This is a genomic window from Pseudomonas sp. HY13-MNA-CIBAN-0226, assembly GCF_040310305.1.
In the GTDB taxonomy this organism is placed as follows: Bacteria; Pseudomonadota; Gammaproteobacteria; order Pseudomonadales; family Pseudomonadaceae; genus Aquipseudomonas; species Aquipseudomonas gregormendelii.
The window spans coordinates 349,722-369,713 of record NZ_JBEOPS010000002.1; the positions used below are offsets into that span (position 1 = coordinate 349,722).

Below are 19,992 nucleotides of genomic sequence, written 5' to 3' on the forward strand. Positions count from 1 at the left end.
GCGAGCTCGCTCGCGAAAAACCTGAGTACGCCGCGGGCTGTCAGGCACCCCGCATTATCGTTAACGCCCATTGCCAGCAAGCTGGCCCCTACAGGTGATTTCGGCAGCCGTCAGAAATTGACAGAAGCACTCAAGCGCGCCGTCAGCGGCGCGCCCTGGAATACGTAGTCATCGCCCATGTATTCTCCGGCATCGCGCCAGTAGCGCTTGTCGAACAGGTTGTCGACGCTCAGGCGAAAGACCGTCTCGTAACCATCAATACGCGTGCTGAATCGGCTGCCGACATTGAAGATCGCGTAGGCGCCGGTTTCCACTTCGCCCACCTGGCTCGCGTATTTGCTGGCGCTGTACTGCACGCCACCGAGCAATGCCAGGCCGTCTATCCAGGGCAATGCATAGTCGCCGGAAAGGCTGGCGCGCAAGGTCGGCACATTGATCGTCTGGTGGCCCTCATAAGCCGCCGTTCCCGTGCCGCTGACCCGCGAACGAATCGCCGCGACACTGGCACTGATCTGCAGGCGTTGGGTCGCCCAGCCATTGGCGGACAGCTCCAGGCCGGTGTTCTTCTGTTCTCCCTGTTGCGCGAAAGTGAAGGTGCCGTCGTCGTTGGGGCGCGAGTACTGATACGCCTGGCGAATCTGAAACAGCGCCGCGCCCAGGCTGATGCGCTGCCAGTCATACTTGACCCCGGCCTCGATCTGCCGGGACACGGTTGGCGCGAGGATTTCGAAGGCGTTGGTGGTAAACCACGCCGCCTCGCCGCCCAGGGACAGGCCTTTGCTATAGCGGGTGTACAGCGACAGGTTCTGCACCGGCTTGTAGATCAGCGCAGCCTGGGGCAGGAACTCGTACCGGCGGGTATGGCGAGTGGTTTCGCCCTGGCTGTCGAAGGTTTCTTCGTCCAGACGCACCGCGCGCCCGCCCAATACGGTTTGCCAGTGCTCGTTGAAGCTGATCCGGTCATTGAAAAACAGCCCGTACTGGCGGCTGTCCAGACGTCGCTGGGAGTCATTGAGCGGGCCGTCATAACGCGCGAAGTCTGCAGGCTCGCTGTTAATATTGGCGCTGCCGATCATCACGTTGATCGGGTCGCGCTTGTCCACCACCCGGCGGAACGCACTGGTGCCCAAGGTCAGTTCGTGGCCCAGGCCCGCCGTGTCGAAACGCCCGCTGAGGGTCGCCTGCAGTTCGTCGTTGCGGCGGGTATCGTCGGGGCTGCGGAAGTCGTAGATATCGTAGTCGCCCTCCGGGCTGAAGTCATTCGGCACTGCGGCGTCGGCGCAGCTGGCGGCACCGTAGCAACCCCAGGCGAACGAGCTGTAGTCGTCGATCACCACCCGGCTGCGCGAAGCGCTGATGTCGGTTTTCCATGCATCACTGAAGCGGTACTCGAACTTGCCGTTGAGGTTCAGCGCATCGGTGCTGACCGGGTTGGAGCCGCTCTGGTGGGCCAGCAGTTTTTTCGGCGAGGCATGGTGCGGCAGTCGGGTGCCACCCAGCAGTTGGTAGCCAGGCGCCGAGCGCTGTTCCCGGCTCTGGTACTCGGCGTCCAGTTGCAGCAGCGCATCGGGGCTGATGTTCCAGTCAAAGGCCAGGGAGGCAAAATCCCGCTGACCGTTGGCATGTTCAACGTAGGAATGGATATCTTCATGGGCCAGGTTGGCGCGCAGGCCGAACTGTTGTTCGCTGCCGAAGAACCCGCCGATATCGGTCGCCAGATAGCCGCTGCCGCGGTCATCGGTCGAGACCGTGACCTGGCGCACATCGGTCGGCCGCTTGGTCACGTAGTTGACCAGCCCACCGGGCTCCGACACGCCGCTTTCCAGGCCCGACAGGCCCTTGAGCAGTTCCACCTGCTGCTTGTTTTCCAGCCCGACGTTCTGTTCGCCAGTGATGGTGCGACCATTGATCCTGTAACTGCTGGCGGAGTTGAGCGAGTAGCCGCGCACCACGAAGTTCTCGTAATAGCCGACCGGGGCATAGGCTTGACCCACCGAGGCGTCATTGCGCAGGACTTCGCTGAGCAGGCGCGCCTGTTGATCCTTGATCAGCGCATCGGTGATGACCGTCACCGCCGCCGGGGTGTCGAGTAGCGTGGTCGAGTCGAAGCCGGCGACCGATGCGCTGTCGGCCTGATAGCCTGAGTTGTCTTCGCCGGTGACGGTGAGCGCCGGCAACTCGGTGTCAGCCGCCAGCGCGCTGTTGGCCGATAACAGGCACAAGGTCAGTAAATTGAGGGCGGACAAGCCCTGGTGTCCTGTCCGGTAAAGCCTGTCCATGCATACTCCTCGAAGTCTGACCCGCACTCAAAGCGCGCCATCATACAGAGGACGTATCCTGGCCGGCGATTGTAAATGCCAGCGCCAAGCGTTTACACCAGATAGCGCTGGAACCAGCCCAGGGTCCTGTCCCACGCCAGGCTTGCCGCAGCCTCGTCATAGCGGGGCGTGGAGTCATTGTGAAAACCGTGATTGGCGCCGGGATAGATGTGGGCCTCGTAGGTCTTGCTGGCGGACTTTAGCGCCTGCTCGTACGCCGGCCAACCTTCATTGATGCGCGTGTCCAGTTCGCCGTAGTGCAGCATCACCGGGGCCTTGATTCGCGGCACGTCTTTGGCCTCCGGCTGGCGCCCGTAAAAGGACACGGCGGCCCCCAGTTCCGGATAGGCCACGGCCGCGGCATTGGCGACACCGCCGCCGTAACAGAAGCCGGTGATGCCGACCTTGCCCGTGGCGGCGTCAAGCTTCATCAGCCACTCGATAGCTGCGAAGAAGTCGTTCATGAGCTTTTCCGGGTTGACGGTCGCCTGCAACTCGCGGCCCTTGTCATCGTTTCCCGGATAGCCACCCACGGAGGTCAGACCGTCGGGGGCGAGGGCGATGAACCCCGCCTTGGCAAGGCGTCGGGCGACGTCTTCGATATAGGGATTGAGACCGCGATTCTCATGTACCACCACCACTCCCGGCACCTTGCCCGGGGCTTTGGCCGGGCGCACCAGGTAGGCGCGCACCTGCCCGTTGCCCTGGGGTGAAGGATAGGTGATGTACTCGGCAATAATGTCCGGGTCGGTGAAGGCGACTTGCTCGGCCAGGGCATAGTTGGGGCTCAGGCTCGCAAGCAGGGCGCCAGCGGTCAGTCCGCCGAAGGTGAATAGCGCCGCGCGGTCAAGAAACTCGCGTCGGTTGATCTTGCCGTGGGCGTAGTAGTCGTAGAGTTCGAGCAGTTGCGGGGCGAAGTCCTTGGCGGTCAGGCTGGGCATCGGCAGGTTTCCTCTTCGTCGATTGATTCACCATTGGGGCTTGGCTTGATCAGGCGTTCGGGTTGCCCAGGCACTGCGCCCCCGCCTTGGCCACCTGTGCATCCTGTTCGGCCTTGACGCCTGATACCCCCACCGCGCCAATCACCTGGCCCTCGATGATGATCGGTACGCCACCCTCCAGGGACGTCAGCAAGGGCGCCGAGAGAAACGCATGCCGACCGCCATTGACCATGTCCTCGTAACCTTTGGACTCGCGCCGACCCAGCGCCGCAGTGCGGGCCTTTTCCGTGGCGATGTAGGCGCTGATCGCGGCAGCGCCGTCAAGGCGTTCCAGGGCCAGGGGATGGCCGCCGTCATCGACCACCGCGATGGTCACCGCCCATTGATTACCCAGGGCTTCATTGCGCGCAGCGGCGAGGATCTGACTGACCTCGACCTGGCTTAAAACGAATTTGCGGTTCATGGGGATACTCCAGCAGGTGGGGAGGGCAGTGCCGCTTCGACCAGTTCGATCCAGTGCCTGACCGAGGTGCGACCGGCGCCGTCGAGGTGCGTTTGGCAGCCGATATTGGCGGTAGCAATCACGTCGGGGCGCCCGCTTTCCAGGGCATTGAGTTTGTTGTCTCGCAATTGGCGGGCCAGTACTGGCTGGGTCACCGAATAAGTGCCTGCCGAGCCGCAGCACAGGTGACTGTCCGGCACGATGGTGAGGTTGAAACCCAGACGTACCAGCACCGCCTCGACCGCCCCCCCGAGCTTCTGCGCGTGCTGCAAGGTGCAAGGGCAGTGGAACGCCAGGCGTTGCTCGGCCTGCACGCCTAGTGTTTCCAGGGGTTCGTCACGCAACACTTCAACCAGGTCCCTGGCCAGCGCACTGACTTTTTGTGCCTTGGCGGCATAGGCCGGATCGGTGCCCAGCAGGTGCCCGTAGTCCTTGATGAACGCGCCGCAGCCGCTGGCGGTCTGCACAATGGCCTCGGCGCCACTCTCGATGCCTGGCCACCACGCATCGATGTTGCGCCGGGCGCGATCGAGGCCGGCGGCCTGGGCATCGAGATGATAATCCACGGCGCCGCAGCACCCGGCTTCGCGGCTCGGGGTCACGCTGATGCCCAGGCGGTCCAGTACCCGCGCGGCGGCGGCATTGGTATTAGGCGACAGGCCAGGCTGCACGCAGCCTTCGAGCATCAGTACCTGCCGGGCATGGCGCGCGGCCGGTCGGGCTTTTGCCGGCCAGGCACTGCGTGGCAATTTGGCGCGCAGCGTGTCCGGCAGCAGCGCCCGGAACACTTGACCGCTGCTGACCAGGCTCTTGAACAGCCCAGGGTTGGGCACGACGTTGCGCAGTCCCTCGCGCAACAGGCGCTGTGCCAGGGAGCGCGGGACCGCTGCATCGACCACCGCCCGGCCGATATCCAGCAGGTTGTGGTAATCCACGCCGGAGGGGCAGGTGGTTTCGCAGTTGCGGCAGGACAGGCAGCGGTCCAGGTGCAGTTGAGTCTTGCGCGTGACCTCGTGGCCTTCCAGTACTTGCTTGATCAGGTAGATTCGTCCGCGTGGCCCGTCCAGCTCGTCGCCGAGCAGTTGATAGGTGGGGCAGGTGGCATTGCAGAAGCCGCAGTGCACACAGCTGCGCAGGATGCTTTCGGCTTCTTCGGCTCGGGGCAACTGGCGGGCCTGTTCGCTCAACGTGGTTTGCATGGCTCAGAGCTCCGCGTACAGGCGACCGGGGTTGAAAATACCCTGGGGGTCGAGTTGCTGCTTGAGGTTGCGGTGGTAGCGCATGAGGGCGGCAGGCAATGGCTGGAAAGGGCTGTCGATCAATCCATGGCTGTAACAGGTCACGTGTCCGCCGACCTCGCTGACCACCTGGCGAATGAACGCGGCTTCAGCATCGGTCTTGAGCCAGCGCTGGGCACCGCCCCAATCGATCAGTTGTCGCCCCGGCAGTGACAGGCGAGGGGTGTTGTGCGGTACGGACAGCCGCCACAGCGGCTGATCCTCATCGAAAAAACTCAGCCTGTGTTCGTTGAGATCGGCCCAGTACCCGGCGTCCAGCAGCTCGCCGCCCAAGCGCTCGTGGGCCGCGGCCACCGAGCCTTCGCCGCCTTCCAGGCGCAGGTGCAGGCGTGTGCCATCGTGGCAGGCCGCGCTGATCGGCAACGGCTGCTGGCCCCATTCGCTGAGGCGATCAAGGGCGCGTTCGACGTCGAGCTCCAGGCTGATGCTCAGGCATTGCCGAGGCCTGGGCAGCACCTTGAGTGATACCTCGGTCACTACCCCGAGGGCGCCGTAGCTGCCAGCCATCAGACGCGACAGGTCGTAGCCGGCGACGTTCTTCATCACTTCGCCGCCGAAGCGCAGATGCTTGCCGTGGCCGGTGATTACCCGGGTGCCGAGGACGAAATCGCGAACCGAACCCGACCAGGGCCGTCGCGGTCCCGACAACCCGCAGGCGATCATGCCGCCGACCGTCGCGCCCTCGCCGAAGGACGGCGGTTCGCAGGGCAGCATCTGCTGCGAGGCAGCCAGCACTTCAGCCAGTTCCACCAACGGCGTGCCGCATCGTGCGGTGATCACCAGCTCAGTCGGATCGTAGCTGACGATGCCCCGATGGGCGCGGGTATCGAGCACTTCACCGGCAGTGATGCGCCCCAGGAAAGCCTTGCTGTTTGAGCCCTGGATACGCAGTGGGGTAATGCCCTGCAACGCCTGGTTGACTTGCTCCAGAAGTGCGGCGCTGTCATCGAAGTCATCTTCGTGGCGCATCAGAAACGCTCCAGCTCAGGGAAGGGCAATTGCCCCATGTGCACATGCAGCGCGCCGAATTCTGCGCAGCGGTGCAAGGTGGGGATGTTCTTGCCGGGGTTGAGCAGGCCAGCGGGATCGAACGCTGCCTTGACGGCATGGAACAGCGTCAGTTCATCACTGTTGAACTGGGCGCACATCTGGTTGATCTTCTCGCGGCCGACGCCATGTTCACCGGTGATGCTGCCGCCGACTTTCACGCACAGCTCGAGAATCCTGCCCCCCAGTGCCTCTGCCCGATCGAGCTCCCCCGGTTGGTTGGCATCGAACAAAATCAAGGGGTGCATGTTGCCATCGCCGGCATGGAACACGTTGGCTACGCGCAGGCCGTATTCGGCAGACAAGGCGGCGATGGCCTGCAGCACGCCGGGTAATTCCCGACGCGGTATGGTGCCGTCCATGCAGTAGTAGTCCGGCGACAGTCGCCCGACCGCCGGAAAGGCGTTCTTGCGTCCGGCCCAGAAACGCACGCGTTCGGCTTCGTCCCTGGCCTGGCGCACTTCGGTGGCGCCTGCCTGTTCGAGCACCTGGCGGACCCTGTCGCAGTCATCGTGGACATCGGCTTCGACGCCATCGAGTTCACACAGCAGGATGGCTTCGGCGTCCACCGGATAGCCGGCATGGATGAAGTCTTCGGCGGCGCGGATGGCCAGGTTGTCCATCATTTCCAGGCCCCCGGGGATGATGCCGGCACCAATGATGTCGCCTACCGCACGGCCGGCTTTTTCGACCGAATCAAAAGCGGCCAGCAGCACCTTGGCGGTCTGGGGTTTGGGCAGCAGCTTGACCGTTACTTCGGTGATGACGCCGAGCATGCCTTCAGACCCGGTGAACAGGGCAAGCAGGTCGAAGCCCGGTGAGTCCAGGGCATTCGACCCCAGGCTCAGGTGCTCGCCCTCCACCGTGAGGATGTCGACCTTGACCACGTTGTGCACGGTCAGGCCGTACTTGAGGCAGTGCACACCTCCGGCGTTTTCCGCGACATTACCGCCGATGGAGCAGGCGATCTGTGACGAAGGGTCCGGGGCGTAGTACAGGCCAAATGGCGCCGCGGCCTGGGAGATCGCCAGGTTGCGCACACCCGGCTGGACCCGTGCCGTGCGAGCCGCAGGGTCGATGTGCAGGATGTTGTTGAAGCGCGCCATCACCAGCAGCACGCCTTGCTCCAGCGGCAGTGCCCCACCCGATAGCCCGGTGCCCGCACCCCGGGCGACTACCGGAACCTGCATCTCGTGACACAGCTTGAGCACCCCTTGCACTTCGTCCAGGTGACGCGGCAGCACCACCAGCAATGGCGTGGTGCGGTACGCCGAGAGGCCGTCGCATTCGTAGGGTTTGAGCTCTTCCTGCTGATGCAGCACTTCCAGGTCCGGCAGGCGCGCATGCAGGGCCTGTAGCAGGGCAGCCCGGTCGACCTGCGGCAGCACGCCGTCGACGCGTTCATCGTAGAGAATGTTCATAGTCGCTTTACCCTACTCCGTTCATGAACGCCCGGGCAGCAGCCCGGGCAGGTAGGTCAGAAGCGCAACAACCGGCTGATCCCGTTTAATGCCCACCCACGACCATATCGCTGAATGGCGCCACATACGCCTGCAACGTCACCAACCCGCCGACCAGAATCGCCAGGACGATCGAGTGGAAGAACACATACCGCAGGATTTCTCCTTCATGGCCATACCAGCGAGTGGCAGTGGAGGCCACCACGATCGACTGCGCATCGACCATCTTGCCCATGACCCCGCCGGAGCTATTGGCAGCTGCCATCAGCACCGGGCTGAGCCCCAGTTGTTCGGCAGTGACCCGCTGCAGGCCGCCGAACAACACGTTCGACGCCGTGTCGGAGCCTGTCAGCGCGACGCCAAGCCAGCCCAGCAGGGTGCCGAACATGGGGTAGAAAATCCCCGTGGCAGCAAACGCCAGGCCCATCGTTGCGTCCAGGCCTGAATAGCGCGTGAGGAAGCCCAGGGCGAGCATCGCGACGATGGTGATCAGCGAGTAGCGCACCACCCAGATGGTGCGCACGTACTGCTTGATCAGCTGCGGAATCGAATAGCCCATCAACAGCCCGCCCAGGATCGCCGCCAGCAGGATGCCGCTGCCGGTGCTGGTCAGCCAGGTGAACTTGTAGACCGCTTCTTCGGTTTTTGGCGCAGGCACTACTGGTGGGACTTTTTCAATTTGCTGGTGGATCGTGCCAAAGGTGATCACCGGGGCAAAGACCGGATTCGCCTCGCGCAACGGTTTGCCTTGAGGATCGAGCTTGGCCGACTGGGTCACAGGATCAATGGCAGGGCGGGTGTCGAACATGTTCTTGAAACCCTGGGTACCCCAGGCGAACACGAACACGGTGAGGATGATCCACGGCATCCACGCACGCATCACGGCGGGTTTGGCATCCGCACCAAACGCGGCGCTGGCGACGGGTTTTTGATCGTGCTCGGCATCAATTTTCGAATTGTCGACGCGACCTGAAAGGGCTGCGGAGGTGTGTACGGTGGCCGGTTTCCACACCCTGAGGAAGCCGGTCAAACAGGCCATGGAGATCAGCGCAGCGATCACGTCCACCAGCATCGGGCCATGGTAGTTGGACACCAGGAACTGCGGCACGGCGAAGCTGACCCCGGCGACCAGGATCGCCGGCCAGATTTCCAGCATCTTGCGCCACCCGGCAAACGCCCAGATCAGCCAGAACGGCACGATCACCGAGAAGAACGGCAGTTGCCGACCGACCATCATCGACAGCTCCATTTCATCCAGGCCCGTGACCTTGGCGAGCGTGATGATCGGCGTGCCCAGTGCGCCAAACGCCACGGGCGCGGTGTTGGCAATCAGCGCCAGGCCGGACGCCGCCAGTGGCGAGAACCCCAGACCGATCAGAATCGCCCCGGTGACTGCCACCGGTGTGCCGAAACCTGCGGCGCCTTCAAAAAAGGCGCCAAAACAGAAGGCGATCAACAGCAGTTGCAGGCGACGATCGTCAGTGATCCGCGCCAGTGAGTCTTGCAGCACCTTGAACGAGCCATTTTCGGTGGTCAGGCGGTGCAGGAAAATGATGTTGAGTACGATCCAGCCAATCGGCAACAAACCGTTGGCGGCGCCATACAGGGCCGCGGAGCCTGCCATGTCGGCCGGCATGCCAAAGGCGAAGATCGCGATGATCAGGGCTGAGCCCAGGGCTAGCAGGGCCGCCAGGTGCGCCTTGATATGGAAGAACGCCAGGGCCGCCAGCATCACCACCACTGGCACGGCTGCCATGAGGGTGGAAATGACCGGGTTGTTGAACGGATCGTAGATTTGCTGCCAGACCATGTTCCACCTCTGCTTTTTATTGTTGGACGTGCAGACCCCGAAGGGGCGGTGGTTTCCAGTATAGGTGGCAATGCGCCGCTGTCAGGCCGGGGTTTTCGGGCATTTTGACGAATCATTTTGGTGCGCTGGCGTGAGCTAAGATGAGTACTGACCCGAACCCAACGACCGGAGGATTACCGTGATGACTGAGCGCCATTTGGAACACAAGGAAACGCTGTCGAATGGATGCTCGATTGTGGTGAAGGCGGAAATTTTGCGCGACGGTTCGTTAAAGATGTTTATCGGCGTTTATCGTCCGGACGGGGTACCGGTTTCCGAGGACCACGATCCACGACCGCATTTACTGGACATGGAAGCGGCGCTGGATTGGGGGGTAGATGTTGCGAAGGGGATCGGGAATGGGCAGAGAACACTGGGGCCTTGAGGGCGCCATCGCTGGCAAGCCAGCTCCCACAGGATTTGTGGTTGACCACAGGGTTGGGTAAGTCCCAACCCTTGTGGGAGCTGGCTTGCCAGCGATGCTTTTTTAGTGCTTGAACATCACATGCCGTACCACGGTGTAGTCCTCCAGCCCATACATCGACATGTCCTTGCCATAGCCGGACAATTTCTGACCGCCATGGGGCATTTCGCTGACGAGCATGAAGTGCGTATTGACCCAGGTGCAGCCGTATTGCAGGCGCGCCGACAACCGATGCGCGCGGCCGACGTCGGCGGTCCACACTGACGACGCCAGGCCGTAGTCCGAGTCGTTGGCCCAGCCCAGCACCTGGGCCTCGTCAGTAAACCTGGTCACCGACACCACCGGGCCGAACACCTCGCGGCGAACGATCTCGTCGTCCTGCTGTGCGTCCGCCAGCACCGTCGGCTCGAAGAAGAAACCGTTGCCGTCCACCGCCTTGCCACCGGTGATCAGGCGGATGTGCGACTGCGCCACGGCGCGTTCGACGAACCCGGCCACGCGGTCGCGGTGCTGCGCAGTGATCAGCGGGCCGAGCTCGGTGGCCGGATCGTCCTGCAGGCCGTACTTGATGCTGCTGACCGCGGCACCGAGCTTCTCGACGAACTTCTCGTAGATCCCGGCCTGGGCGTAGATGCGGCAGGCCGCCGTGCAATCCTGGCCGGCGTTGTAGAAACCGAAGGTGCGAATGCCTTCCACGGCGGCGTCGATGTCGGCGTCGTCGAAGATGATCACCGGGGCCTTGCCGCCCAGTTCCATGTGCAGGCGCTTGACGCTGTCGGCGGTGCTGGAAATGATGTTCGAGCCAGTGGCGATCGAGCCAGTCAGCGAGACCATGCGCACTTTCGGGTGGGTCACCAGCGGGCTACCCACCGTTGGACCGCGCCCGAACACCAGGTTGAGGACGCCGGCGGGGAAAATTTGCGACGCCAGTTCCGCCAGGCGCAACGCGGTCAGCGGGGTTTGTTCCGACGGCTTGAGCACCACGGTATTACCGGCGGCTAGAGCCGGAGCGATTTTCCAGGCGACCATCATCAGCGGGTAGTTCCACGGCGCGATCGAGGCGATCACGCCCACCGGATCGCGGCGGATCATCGAGGTGTGGCCGGGCAGGTATTCACCGCCAGCCGAACCGCTCATGCAGCGGCTGGCGCCGGCGAAGAAACGGAACACGTCGGCAATCGCCGGGATCTCGTCATTCAGAGCGGCGCTGTAAGGCTTGCCGCAGTTGTCCGATTCCAGCTTGGCCAGCTCTTCGCCGTGGGCCTCGATGACGTCGGCGAGCTTCAGCAGCAGCAGGGCGCGATCTTTCGGCGGGGTCTGTGACCAACCATCGAACGCCGCATCGGCGGCCCGTACGGCAGCATCGACCTGGGCTTCGCTGGCTTCGTTGATCTCCACCAGGACACGGCCCAATGACGGGTTGAACACGGCTTGGGCGGGGCCTTCGCCAGTGATCAACTGGCCGTTGATCAGGAGTTTGGTTTGCATGGGGTTGTCCTCTCTGAAGCAATTCTTGTTTTCAAACCGGACCCTTGTAGGAGCGAGCTTGCTCGCGATGGACGTCAACATGACGAGGGCTGCCTGAATGCACGCGGCGCCCTCAGGTTCATCGCGAGCAAGCTCGCTCCTACAGGGGGTTGTAGTTAAATTGAAGGTCTGTTGATCGCCGCAGCGGACACATCAGCAGCCTTGGCCGGCGGCCTGGAGAACTTCCATGCATCGCCTGCAGGTGCTGTGCCCTTGTCGTACGGTTTGCCGAGCAACATGTAGACCAGGCCGGCACCCATCACCACCAGGGTGGTCAGGATCATCGAATAGTTGATGAACCAGGGCGCATCCGGCGAGCGCGGCCAAACCATATTGATGATCGCGCAGACGCCATAGATCAGCGCGGCGAGGTTCACCCACAGGCCCCAGGCGCCGAGGGTGAACTGCCCGTTCGGACGCCAGCCCTTGGCGCGGGCGATCAAGGCCGCAATGACGATCAGCTGGAAGGCGACATAGATACCAATGGCCGCGAAACCGACGATGGTCGCCACCGCATCGGCCATGAACATGCCGAGGCAGACGATGCCAGCCGGCACCAGGCCGCTGATCAACAGGGCGAACGACGGCACGTGGTTGCCCGACAGCCGCTTGAGCAGCGAGCTGCCGATGATCATTTCGTCACGGGCATAGGCAAACAACAGGCGGCTGGCGGCCGCTTGCAGGCTCAGTACGCAAGAGATGAACGACACCATCACCACCGCCATCACCAGGCGCGAACCCACCGGGCCGAAGGCGTTGGCCAGAATGGTCGCCACCGGGTCGGTGTCTTCACCAGCGAGGACCTTGGCCATGTCCGGCACCGACAGGATCAGCGCCAGGCAGGCGAACATCGCCGCCGCACCACCGATGTAGATGGTCATGCGCATGGCTTTGGGAATGCGCTTGCCAGGGTTTGGCGTTTCTTCGGCGACATCGCCGCAGGCCTCGAAACCGTAGTACTGGAACAGGCCGGCAAGCGATGCCGCAAGGAACGCCGGCAGGTATGAACCGTTGACTTCGAGATTGAAAGTGTCGAACAGCACGCTGAACGGCTGGTGCCGTTCAAAGATCAGCAGGTAGCCACCCACCAGGATGGCGCCGACCAGCTCGCAGAGGAAGCCGAACATCGCCACCCGCGCCAGCAGCTTGGTGCCGACCAGGTTCAGCGCGGTCGACAGTGCAATGATCGTCAGGGCGATATAGATATTGGCCTCGGGCCCCGGATTGAAACCCAGCATGATGGCCAGGTAAGGTCCCGCACCGACTGCGACGCCGGCGATGGTTGCACACAGCGCCCAGGCGTAAACCCAGCCGACCATCCAAGCCCAGCGCTTGCCCACCAGACGGCGCGCCCATGGATAGACCCCACCGGAGATGGGGAACTGCGAGACGATTTCACCGAAGATCAGGCACACCAGCAATTGCCCGGCGCCGATCAGCAGGTACGACCAGAACATCGGCGGGCCGCCGGCGGCCAGGCACAGGCCAAACAGGGTGTAGACGCCGACCACCGGTGACAGGTAAGTGAAGCCCAGGGAAAAATTCTCCCACAGGCTCATGCTCCGATTGAAATCCGAGCTGTAGCCGAGGGCGCGGAGTTGTTCCGCGTCCTGATCGGCGCTGCTGCTTGCACGCGTGTTGGATGAGCCACTCATTTTATTTCCTCATTATCAATGGCAGTGGATTGCGGTGCTGGCGGGTTGGCCCGCCAATTATTGGATACCTCGAACCTGTGGGAGCCAGCCTGCTGGCGATGGCGACTTCAAGGCAGCCATCGCCAGCAGGCTGGCTCCCACAGGGGCTCGCGTCAGGGTTTGGGTTCGGTGTCGTACTGCGAAAGCCATTCCACCGCTGCATCGCGATAACGGCTGAAACCCTTGTAATCGACCAGTTGCTGGTTCAAGTCCCGCAGCACCCGGTGCATGCGCCGCGCCCATGCGGGGTTGGTGGCGATGTCTTCGAGGCTGAGCAGATAAGTGCGAATCGGAAACACGATCGCGTTGCTGCGAGGCAGGCGGTGCAGTGGCTGTAACTCTATGCGCAGGTACACCAGCTTGCCGGCGTTCTGTGCCGTTACGATGGTGCGGTCCGGTGCCCATTCCGGCAGGCTTTCGGCGGAGACTTCCAGGCGCGGGTTGACCGTCAGTGACCAGTTCAGGCGACGCACCGGATGCCCGGTGCGCAAGCGCAACAGGAACTTCAAGGCGCGGTCGAGCATGCCGATCTCCTTGACCAGCGGCACCGGGCCGTGGAATTCCTCCCAGCTCATGCCCAGGTTGAAGCGCAGTGAGTAATCGGCACGTTGGGTGGCGATGCCGGCGCCCCAAAACAGCGTGCCGTCGCGTTCTTCCTGCAACACCCAATCGCCCTGGGCCTGACGGGTCACGTATTCCATCGGCTCGTAGGGCAGGGTCGCTGGATCACCGAAGGTGAAGTGGTCATCAATGTCCAGCAGACGGTTGGTCCAGTGCCACTGGCGGCCCTCGCGCTGCAGGCTGAAGTACTGCGGATAATCGCGGGCGTAGGACTCCATGATCAGTTCCAGCAAGTCCCACTGCGCCTCCATCATGTGAGGAGCCGAGACGTAGTGCATTCCCGGGTCTTTATCCAGGGTGATCGCCCGGTCCTTGCACTCGCTGATGTAATGTTCGTCGATGTCGAAAGCAGCGCGAAACGCGCCATCGCCTACCGGGACATGCGGCTCGAGATTCATCGAGTACATGTAGTCGTCATCAGGGAATGGGAAGGGCGCGCGGGCGATGGTTTCCGGGCTGTTGGCGAAGGTGTAGTCGTCGCGGTAGGTTTCGTCGGGATTGAATTTGATATTCATTTTTATGTTTTCCGTCGATCAGAGGTCGATGACCAGGCGATTGCATTTGGCGCGGGATACGCAGGGCATGATTTTCTTGCGGCTGGCCTTGTCCTCGTCCGACAGCCAGTCATCGCTGTGCAGCAGCTCGCCATCGAGTTCCAGTACGGTGGTTTCGCAATGACCACAGGCGCCGCCACGACACAGATAAGGCATGCTGTAGCCGGCGGCTTCTACCGCTTCGAGCATGGTCTGGTCGGGAGAGACTTCGATGGTCGTACCGCTGCGGCCGAGGGTGAAACTGAAAGCTTCGCCGCCGCTGCTTTGCTCCAGGAATCGCTCGAAGTGCACATGGCTGTCGGTCCAGCCCAGTTCCCGGGCGCACCCCAGCGTGGCGTCGATCATGCTGTCCGGGCCGCAGACGTATACGTGGCTACCCAGCGGGCGGTCGGCCAAGACCCGGCCGATGTCCATGCGCGAGTCGACACCCTTGCGATACAGGTGCACCTGTTCGCCATAGGTGGCCTGCAATTCCTTGCCAAGTTGTGCATGTGCTTCGCCGCGCACCGCGTAATGCAGTTCAAAAGGCACCTTGCTCAGGCGCAGTTCCTCCAGCTGCGAGATGACCGGTGTAATGCCGACGCCGCCCGCGATAAAGATGTGCAGCCGCGCCTGCTTGATGAGCGGGAACAGGTTGACCGGTGGCGTCACCTCGATCACATCCCCTTCGCTGACATCGTCGTGCAGCGAGACCGAGCCGCCACGACCGCTGTCCACCCGGCGCACGGCAATCTGATAACTGCTGGTGTCGTACGGCGAGCTGAGCAGTGAATAGGGGTTGCGCAGGGTGTTCTGCGAGTGGGCGATCAGCACCACCACGTGGCTGCCACCGGAGAACGCGGGCAGGTGAGCGCCGGTCGGCGACACCAGGGTGAAGCGCTTGATTTCCGGGGTCACCGCTTCGATGCGGGCTACGCGCAAATTCAATGTGCCGTTGTTCTGGCTCATGTGTCGAGCTCCTCGGCTTCGGGCAATTCACCCGGGACTTCAGCATCGGCCTTGACCGCCTGGAAGGCGGCCAGGCGACGGGAATAATGATCGCGCACCACCAGCGTCACGCCGCATCCAGGGCAGTCGTAGACCCGTTGAGTGACGTTCTCGGTGTAGGTGTCGCAATGCACGCACCAGACCCGGCGTACCAGGGTGCCGGAATGCTCGCGTAGCACTTCGTCGCGATTGAGGTCGAAATGCGTGGCCACTTGCATGGCGCTGCCGAGAAAGCTTTCCGAGCCGGCGAGGTACAGGCGGGTGCCCATACGCGCTTCGCCGAGCAGGGTCCTGAGTGCTTCGATGAGCGCCTGATTGGACGGGTGCACGTGCAGTGGAAGCTGCGGATGCTCCTGTAACTGGCCGAGGAAATCCTGCCCGGAGAAGGACTCCTGGGAATACAGCAGGGTAATGGGGCCCGCAGAGGCGGCCATCTCGTCCAGTAATCGCAACATGGCGCGCCCGCCACTGCCCTGGCCGGCGATGATGTGATGCAGACCGCCTGGCAGCGGTTCCAGCCGGTCATAGACCGGTCGGCTTTTGATCCCTGTGATCAACATTTTTATTATTCCTCCTGGCTACCGGCGCGGCGGTAAAGCCGGCCTTGTGCAAAGCCCAACGATGGTGGGTTTCAGATAGCAGGAGCACAGGTCGTGCCAGTTATATAAGTCTATGAATCCAAAGGGATATGTTGTTTGGTGAAGAAAGGAGAAAGGCAAAAGTAACTGGATATGTATGCGTTTCCGCAGCGCTTGCAGGTGAGAGTGGGTCCTGTAAGGGCCCTGTAGGAGCTGTCGAGTGAAACGAGGCTGCGATCTTTTGATCTGGTTTTTGGAGGAGCCAGAAGATCGCAGCCTCGTTTCACTCGACAGCTCCTACAACAGCTCCTCTACGCTGCTACGTTTTCAAATCACTCGCGCTGCAACTTGCGAATCAACGTGCCAATGTCGATACCCAGGTACACCGCCGCCTTGCGCTTGCTGCCGCACAGGTGCACCGCCCGGAGGATCACCTGGCGTTCGAAATGCTGGACCTGCAGCTTGAGGTTCTGCGGCGCATCCTCTTCGTCGGCCAGTTGGGCATTCAGTGATTCCCGAGGGCGCTGCGGTTCGAGCATTTCGGCAGGCAGATGATGTTCCTGTGCCTCATCATCGGCGAGGACGGCCAGGCGCTCGAAAATGTTCACCAGCTCGCGGATGTTGCCCGGGTAGTCGTAGCTCAGCAGCCGCTTGCGACAGCCCGCTGAGAGGCTCAGGGACGGTTCACGGTCTCCATTGATCCGGCTGAGCAGAATGTCGATCAGGAAGGGCAAATCATCACGATGCTGGCGTAACGGCGGAATTTCCACCGGCAGCACGGCCAGGCGGTAGTACAGGTCGGCACGAAACTCGCCGAGGCTGACCAGGTGTCGCAAATCCTTGTTGGTGGCTGCAATGACCTGCACCTGCACGGATTTGCTCAGGGGCGAGCCGACCGATTGAATAGTGCTGTCTTCGAGAAATTTCAACAGCTTGGCCTGGACGTGCAGCGGTATCTCGCCGATCTCGTCGAGGAACAGCGTCCCGCCGGCAGCCGCTTCGATATAGCCTTGCTTGCCGCCCGCCAGCGCGCCGGTAAAGGCCCCGCGTTCATAACCAAACATCTCCGATTCGAACAGGCTCTCGGGAATGCTCCCGCAATTGACATGAATGAACGGCCGATCGCCCCAGCCCGCAGCTCGGTGTATGTGTCGGGCGATCGCAGTCTTGCCCACTCCTGGTTCACCCAACAGCAACAGGCGCGCGCGTCGACGGAAGGCGCGCACGCCAGTGTCGGCGATGCCTGAGAGCTGTGGGGACAGATGCAGCGCGTTATCTTGCGGGTCGCGCAGGCCTTGGGATTCAACCGGCCTGGCGCCCAGGGGCGCTCGGCGTTGCGGCTGGCTGCCGTCAAAATCTTTCTGGGTCAGCATGCGAAAAGGCTTTTCATAAGCCCCGGTGGGAATCGCATGGGTGCTGCTGAGCAGCACGCGGCCCTCTCGGGAACGCGTCAAGGCGCTGTTGCCGCCGCGATTGAGTGCCGCTTGCAGGTCGTCGTAGTTGAGTGCAGAGCGCTGGAAAAACTCACTGTCCGATAACCCGATGGCCTGCTGTTTGGACAGTCGATTGACCCGCTCGGCGGCCAGGTTGAGAAAGCGTACGCGGCCTTCGCCGTCAGTCACGATGAGCGCCTCGCTGAAGCTGTCGAGGAGGGCGTGCAGGGCCGGGGTCTGCAGTAACGCGCCGAGCACTTCGCTGCTGACATTGACCGAAGAGCGCATGCCCATCTGCAGGCTGGGTGGCAGGTTCGAGTCTTTCATGGGTGCAACTCTTGGGTGCCCACGCCCTGGCGCTGACGGAACACTGCAACGCGCCAGGCCACGCCTTCGCGAATCAGGATGCGCGAACAGTGCACATCGAAGTCCGGCGCACGCCCACTCAAATCCGGCAGCGGCAGACGGTGCCAGGTGCGTTCCGGCAGTGCGTTATCCAGCAACAGGCGAGCGATACCCGCGCCGTTGGTGATGCCGAAAGTCTCTTCAAACACTGCGTTGCGCCATTGCGGCTGCAAGTGTTCGTCAATCACCAGCACGGCGTCCGGTACTGCATCGAACACTCGGCGCAACGCATCTATGCGTTGTTCTGCATCGTGTTGCATGCGCAGTTCCTGGCTGACATCGCGAATGCTGCCCCACATGCGTAGCAGGTGCCCGTTGACGATGGTTGCGCGCACGTCGTTCTCGACGTAGGCGGGCGATCCGTCATGGCGGCGGTCCACGGACAAGGCGCAGTCGACGCTGAATCCTGCTTCGATCAGGCGCCGCACAAATTCCTCGTTGGCCGGGCTGCGCGGCCAGTAGAGCCGGACCGGTTGCTGATTGAAATCGACATCCGAAGGCATTTCGTAGACGTCGGCCATCGCGCGGTTGCACAGGCGCCAGTGCGAGTCGTTTTCGAACACCTGGCGCACGATTTCATCCGGTGAGTTGTTGATGTCTACTGCTTCAGCAAACTCGATGCACCAGTAGGCCACCTTGGCGCTCTGCAGCATCTGGCTCATCACTTCATTGGCGTTGTGCATTTCCCGCAGGCGATGCCCCAGTGTGCCCAGCGGTATGTTCAACAAGTGCAGGCAGGCCGGCTGAACCTCGCGCCACTGCAGCAACCCGCTGGCAATCACGTGCAGCAGGCTGCCGTTGTGTCGGATCAGGGTCAGCTCAAGGCTCTGAACCTGCTCGTCCGCAGGCGGGTTGGCGAACAGTGCTCGCAGGGTGCGAACCGATTCGACGCTGTAGAGGTGTTCGATCGGCTGGTTCAACGAGTTTTCCGGCGAGTAACCCAGTTGATCGCTCAAGCTGGCGGACAGGCTCACGAGCAGCCCGTCGGCCCTCAGGGTGCTGGTGCAGGGCGGCGCCTTGTGGGCCAGCAAGTTCAGGATATCCATGGTGAATCGGCTCGGGTTGGCTGAGGGTCTCAAAAGCAGGGCACATCGCATGCCAAGCATATCTGTCGTAGCACCTGGAGCAGTTGTAGCAACTGCAGCAGGTGGAGCAGCTGTACAGCGTGTGCTCCCACAATCTTTGCCAGCTGCACAAAAGTGCTGCGATATTGCAGCACGTTCAGCATTTTTACAGCGATCAGCCGACGAAGCGGGCATGCGCAAGTCCTGCTCTACATGAAAAACGCATGTGTATACGATCCAGGACCCCGGTAAACTGCGCAGCTTTTTCAAGGAGTCGATATGAGTCACTACCAGCCGGGCATCCTCGCCACCCCCGTTCCGCTGCAAGCCCGTCATCTGTTCTTCGCGCTGGTGTCCGTCGAAGCCCTGCCGGCTGCACTCGACAACCTGATGCAACTGGTAGACGGCAAATCCGCCGTAGTGGGCTTTGGTGAGTCCCTGGTCATGGCACTTCACGCCCGGATCGATGGCCTGCGGGCATTTCCGGCGATGACAGGTGTGGGCGTCGATAACCCGTCGACCCAGCATGCGCTGTGGTGCTGGCTGCATGGAATCGACCGTGGCGAATTGCTCAATCGCAGTCAGGCCATCGAAGCGGCACTGGCTCCGGCGTTGCGTCTGGTGCAGATGAATGAAACTTTTCGCCACCTGACCGGCCACGACCTGACCGGTTACGAAGACGGTACGGAAAACCCTCATGACGAAGCTGCCGTGGCGGCGGCGTTGCTGGGCGAGGGCGCTGAGGGCCTGGTCGGTGGCAGTTTTGCCGCGATCCAGCAGTGGCAGCACGATTTGAAAGGTTTTCGCGCGTTGCCGTCCCATGAGACGGACAACATCATGGGCCGGCGCCTGAGCGACAACGAAGAACTGGACGATGCGCCAATCTCCGCTCACGTCAAACGCACCGCTCAGGAAAGTTTTGCCCCCGAGGCGTTTGTGGTGCGTCGTTCCATGCCCTGGATTGAAGGCGACCGTGCCGGCCTGATGTTCCTCGCGTTCGGCTTCTCCCTGGACGCCTTCGAAGCCCAGCTGCGCCGCATGAGCGGCCTGGAAGACGGCATCACCGATGGCCTGTATCGCATCAGCCGGCCAATCACCGGCGGCTACTACTGGTGCCCGCCGCTCAAGGACGGCCACCTCGACCTGCGCGCGCTACGCATTGGCTGACACGGGATGGCAGGGTGAAGGAGCAGGCTCCTTCACCTGAAACTGCCGACTAACCTTATACCCAAACGTTATTTCCCAGCCGCAAATCCGCTCGATATGATCTTGTCATAACTCGTTATAACA

At 62.2% G+C, this 19,992-nt stretch carries 16 protein-coding genes; 2 read left to right on the forward strand and 14 right to left on the reverse strand.

All coding sequences use genetic code 11. From position 1 onward, the window contains the following. Nucleotides 1-110 precede the first annotated feature (110 nt). From AAEZ05_RS03765 to AAEZ05_RS03795, 7 genes are all read right to left on the reverse strand, one after another. On the reverse strand, nucleotides 111-2,279 hold the full coding sequence (locus AAEZ05_RS03765; RefSeq protein ID WP_045057355.1) for a TonB-dependent siderophore receptor: 2,169 nt from the start codon (nucleotides 2,277-2,279) through the stop codon (nucleotides 111-113). A 92-nt stretch (nucleotides 2,280-2,371) separates the two neighbouring features. After that, nucleotides 2,372-3,259, reverse strand: a complete 888-nt coding sequence (yghX, locus tag AAEZ05_RS03770) for a YghX family hydrolase (RefSeq protein WP_350646642.1) — start codon at nucleotides 3,257-3,259, stop codon at nucleotides 2,372-2,374. A gap of 49 nt (nucleotides 3,260-3,308) precedes the next feature. After that, the gene (locus tag AAEZ05_RS03775) at nucleotides 3,309-3,722 is read right to left on the reverse strand and encodes a heme-binding protein (RefSeq protein WP_045057353.1); all 414 of its coding nucleotides are present in this window, start codon (nucleotides 3,720-3,722) and stop codon (nucleotides 3,309-3,311) included. Continuing rightward, complete coding sequence (gene glcF, locus AAEZ05_RS03780; protein WP_045057352.1) at nucleotides 3,719-4,960, reverse strand: glycolate oxidase subunit GlcF; 1,242 nt, start codon at nucleotides 4,958-4,960, stop codon at nucleotides 3,719-3,721. Before glcF ends, AAEZ05_RS03775 begins: the two co-directional genes overlap by 4 nt. 3 nt (nucleotides 4,961-4,963) lie before the next feature. Further along, a complete protein-coding gene (glcE, locus tag AAEZ05_RS03785) occupies nucleotides 4,964-6,028 on the reverse strand; it encodes a glycolate oxidase subunit GlcE (RefSeq protein ID WP_045057351.1) in 1,065 nt (354 codons plus the stop codon). Further along, nucleotides 6,028-7,527: a glycolate oxidase subunit GlcD gene (gene glcD / locus AAEZ05_RS03790; protein WP_045057350.1), complete on the reverse strand. Its 1,500-nt coding sequence runs from the start codon at nucleotides 7,525-7,527 to the stop codon at nucleotides 6,028-6,030. The genes glcE and glcD overlap by 1 nt, the downstream gene beginning before the upstream one ends. An 85-nt stretch (nucleotides 7,528-7,612) precedes the next feature. After that, nucleotides 7,613-9,376, reverse strand: coding sequence for an L-lactate permease (locus AAEZ05_RS03795; RefSeq protein WP_045057349.1), 1,764 nt, complete (start codon nucleotides 9,374-9,376; stop codon nucleotides 7,613-7,615). 181 nt (nucleotides 9,377-9,557) lie between these two features. On the opposite strand from AAEZ05_RS03795, the gene AAEZ05_RS03800 reads away from it, so the two are divergent. After that, a complete protein-coding gene (locus AAEZ05_RS03800; protein ID WP_045057348.1) occupies nucleotides 9,558-9,800 on the forward strand; it encodes a hypothetical protein in 243 nt (80 codons plus the stop codon). 102 nt (nucleotides 9,801-9,902) lie between these two features. Here AAEZ05_RS03800 and AAEZ05_RS03805 read toward each other — a convergent pair whose 3' ends face one another. The 7 genes from AAEZ05_RS03805 to AAEZ05_RS03835 all read right to left on the reverse strand — a co-directional run bounded on the left by AAEZ05_RS03805 (nucleotide 9,903) and on the right by AAEZ05_RS03835 (nucleotide 18,684). Then, on the reverse strand, nucleotides 9,903-11,327 hold the full coding sequence (locus tag AAEZ05_RS03805) for a gamma-aminobutyraldehyde dehydrogenase (protein ID WP_350646643.1): 1,425 nt from the start codon (nucleotides 11,325-11,327) through the stop codon (nucleotides 9,903-9,905). A gap of 155 nt (nucleotides 11,328-11,482) precedes the next feature. After that, entirely contained in the window at nucleotides 11,483-13,021 is a 1,539-nt protein-coding gene (locus tag AAEZ05_RS03810; RefSeq protein WP_045057626.1) for an APC family permease, read from the reverse strand. Between the two features lie 152 nt (nucleotides 13,022-13,173). Then, the gene (locus tag AAEZ05_RS03815) at nucleotides 13,174-14,196 is read right to left on the reverse strand and encodes a heme-dependent oxidative N-demethylase family protein (RefSeq protein WP_045057625.1); all 1,023 of its coding nucleotides are present in this window, start codon (nucleotides 14,194-14,196) and stop codon (nucleotides 13,174-13,176) included. Between the two features lie 18 nt (nucleotides 14,197-14,214). Continuing rightward, a complete protein-coding gene (locus tag AAEZ05_RS03820; RefSeq protein WP_350646644.1) occupies nucleotides 14,215-15,183 on the reverse strand; it encodes a PDR/VanB family oxidoreductase in 969 nt (322 codons plus the stop codon). Next, the gene (locus tag AAEZ05_RS03825) at nucleotides 15,180-15,782 is read right to left on the reverse strand and encodes a dimethylamine monooxygenase subunit DmmA family protein (RefSeq protein ID WP_045057623.1); all 603 of its coding nucleotides are present in this window, start codon (nucleotides 15,780-15,782) and stop codon (nucleotides 15,180-15,182) included. Before AAEZ05_RS03825 ends, AAEZ05_RS03820 begins: the two co-directional genes overlap by 4 nt. A 350-nt stretch (nucleotides 15,783-16,132) precedes the next feature. Beyond that, nucleotides 16,133-17,560 (reverse strand): sigma-54 interaction domain-containing protein, encoded by a 1,428-nt coding sequence (locus AAEZ05_RS03830; RefSeq protein ID WP_350646645.1) that lies wholly within the window; start codon nucleotides 17,558-17,560, stop codon nucleotides 16,133-16,135. Then, entirely contained in the window at nucleotides 17,557-18,684 is a 1,128-nt protein-coding gene (locus AAEZ05_RS03835) for a PAS domain-containing protein (RefSeq protein ID WP_045057621.1), read from the reverse strand. Before AAEZ05_RS03835 ends, AAEZ05_RS03830 begins: the two co-directional genes overlap by 4 nt. A 297-nt stretch (nucleotides 18,685-18,981) precedes the next feature. Here AAEZ05_RS03835 and AAEZ05_RS03840 point away from each other — a divergent pair, with 297 nt between their 5' ends. Beyond that, on the forward strand, nucleotides 18,982-19,869 hold the full coding sequence (locus AAEZ05_RS03840) for a Dyp-type peroxidase (RefSeq protein WP_045057620.1): 888 nt from the start codon (nucleotides 18,982-18,984) through the stop codon (nucleotides 19,867-19,869). Nucleotides 19,870-19,992 lie beyond the last annotated feature (123 nt).

What these genes read in the sequence shown, in the direction of transcription:
- AAEZ05_RS03800 (WP_045057348.1), top strand. Translation starts at nt 9,558, where the DNA reads ATGACTGAGCGCCATTTGGAACACAAGGAAACGCTGTCGAATGGATGC.
- glcE (WP_045057351.1), bottom strand. Translation starts at nt 6,028, where the DNA reads ATGCGCCACGAAGATGACTTCGATGACAGCGCCGCACTTCTGGAGCAA.
- AAEZ05_RS03830 (WP_350646645.1), bottom strand. Translation starts at nt 17,560, where the DNA reads ATGAAAGACTCGAACCTGCCACCCAGCCTGCAGATGGGCATGCGCTCT.
- glcD (WP_045057350.1), bottom strand. Translation starts at nt 7,527, where the DNA reads ATGAACATTCTCTACGATGAACGCGTCGACGGCGTGCTGCCGCAGGTC.
- AAEZ05_RS03810 (WP_045057626.1), bottom strand. Translation starts at nt 13,021, where the DNA reads ATGAGTGGCTCATCCAACACGCGTGCAAGCAGCAGCGCCGATCAGGAC.
- AAEZ05_RS03805 (WP_350646643.1), bottom strand. Translation starts at nt 11,327, where the DNA reads ATGCAAACCAAACTCCTGATCAACGGCCAGTTGATCACTGGCGAAGGC.
- yghX (WP_350646642.1), bottom strand. Translation starts at nt 3,259, where the DNA reads ATGCCCAGCCTGACCGCCAAGGACTTCGCCCCGCAACTGCTCGAACTC.
- AAEZ05_RS03775 (WP_045057353.1), bottom strand. Translation starts at nt 3,722, where the DNA reads ATGAACCGCAAATTCGTTTTAAGCCAGGTCGAGGTCAGTCAGATCCTC.
- AAEZ05_RS03820 (WP_350646644.1), bottom strand. Translation starts at nt 15,183, where the DNA reads ATGAGCCAGAACAACGGCACATTGAATTTGCGCGTAGCCCGCATCGAA.
- AAEZ05_RS03840 (WP_045057620.1), top strand. Translation starts at nt 18,982, where the DNA reads ATGAGTCACTACCAGCCGGGCATCCTCGCCACCCCCGTTCCGCTGCAA.
- AAEZ05_RS03815 (WP_045057625.1), bottom strand. Translation starts at nt 14,196, where the DNA reads ATGAATATCAAATTCAATCCCGACGAAACCTACCGCGACGACTACACC.
- AAEZ05_RS03825 (WP_045057623.1), bottom strand. Translation starts at nt 15,782, where the DNA reads ATGTTGATCACAGGGATCAAAAGCCGACCGGTCTATGACCGGCTGGAA.
- AAEZ05_RS03765 (WP_045057355.1), bottom strand. Translation starts at nt 2,279, where the DNA reads ATGGACAGGCTTTACCGGACAGGACACCAGGGCTTGTCCGCCCTCAAT.
- glcF (WP_045057352.1), bottom strand. Translation starts at nt 4,960, where the DNA reads ATGCAAACCACGTTGAGCGAACAGGCCCGCCAGTTGCCCCGAGCCGAA.
- AAEZ05_RS03835 (WP_045057621.1), bottom strand. Translation starts at nt 18,684, where the DNA reads ATGGATATCCTGAACTTGCTGGCCCACAAGGCGCCGCCCTGCACCAGC.
- AAEZ05_RS03795 (WP_045057349.1), bottom strand. Translation starts at nt 9,376, where the DNA reads ATGGTCTGGCAGCAAATCTACGATCCGTTCAACAACCCGGTCATTTCC.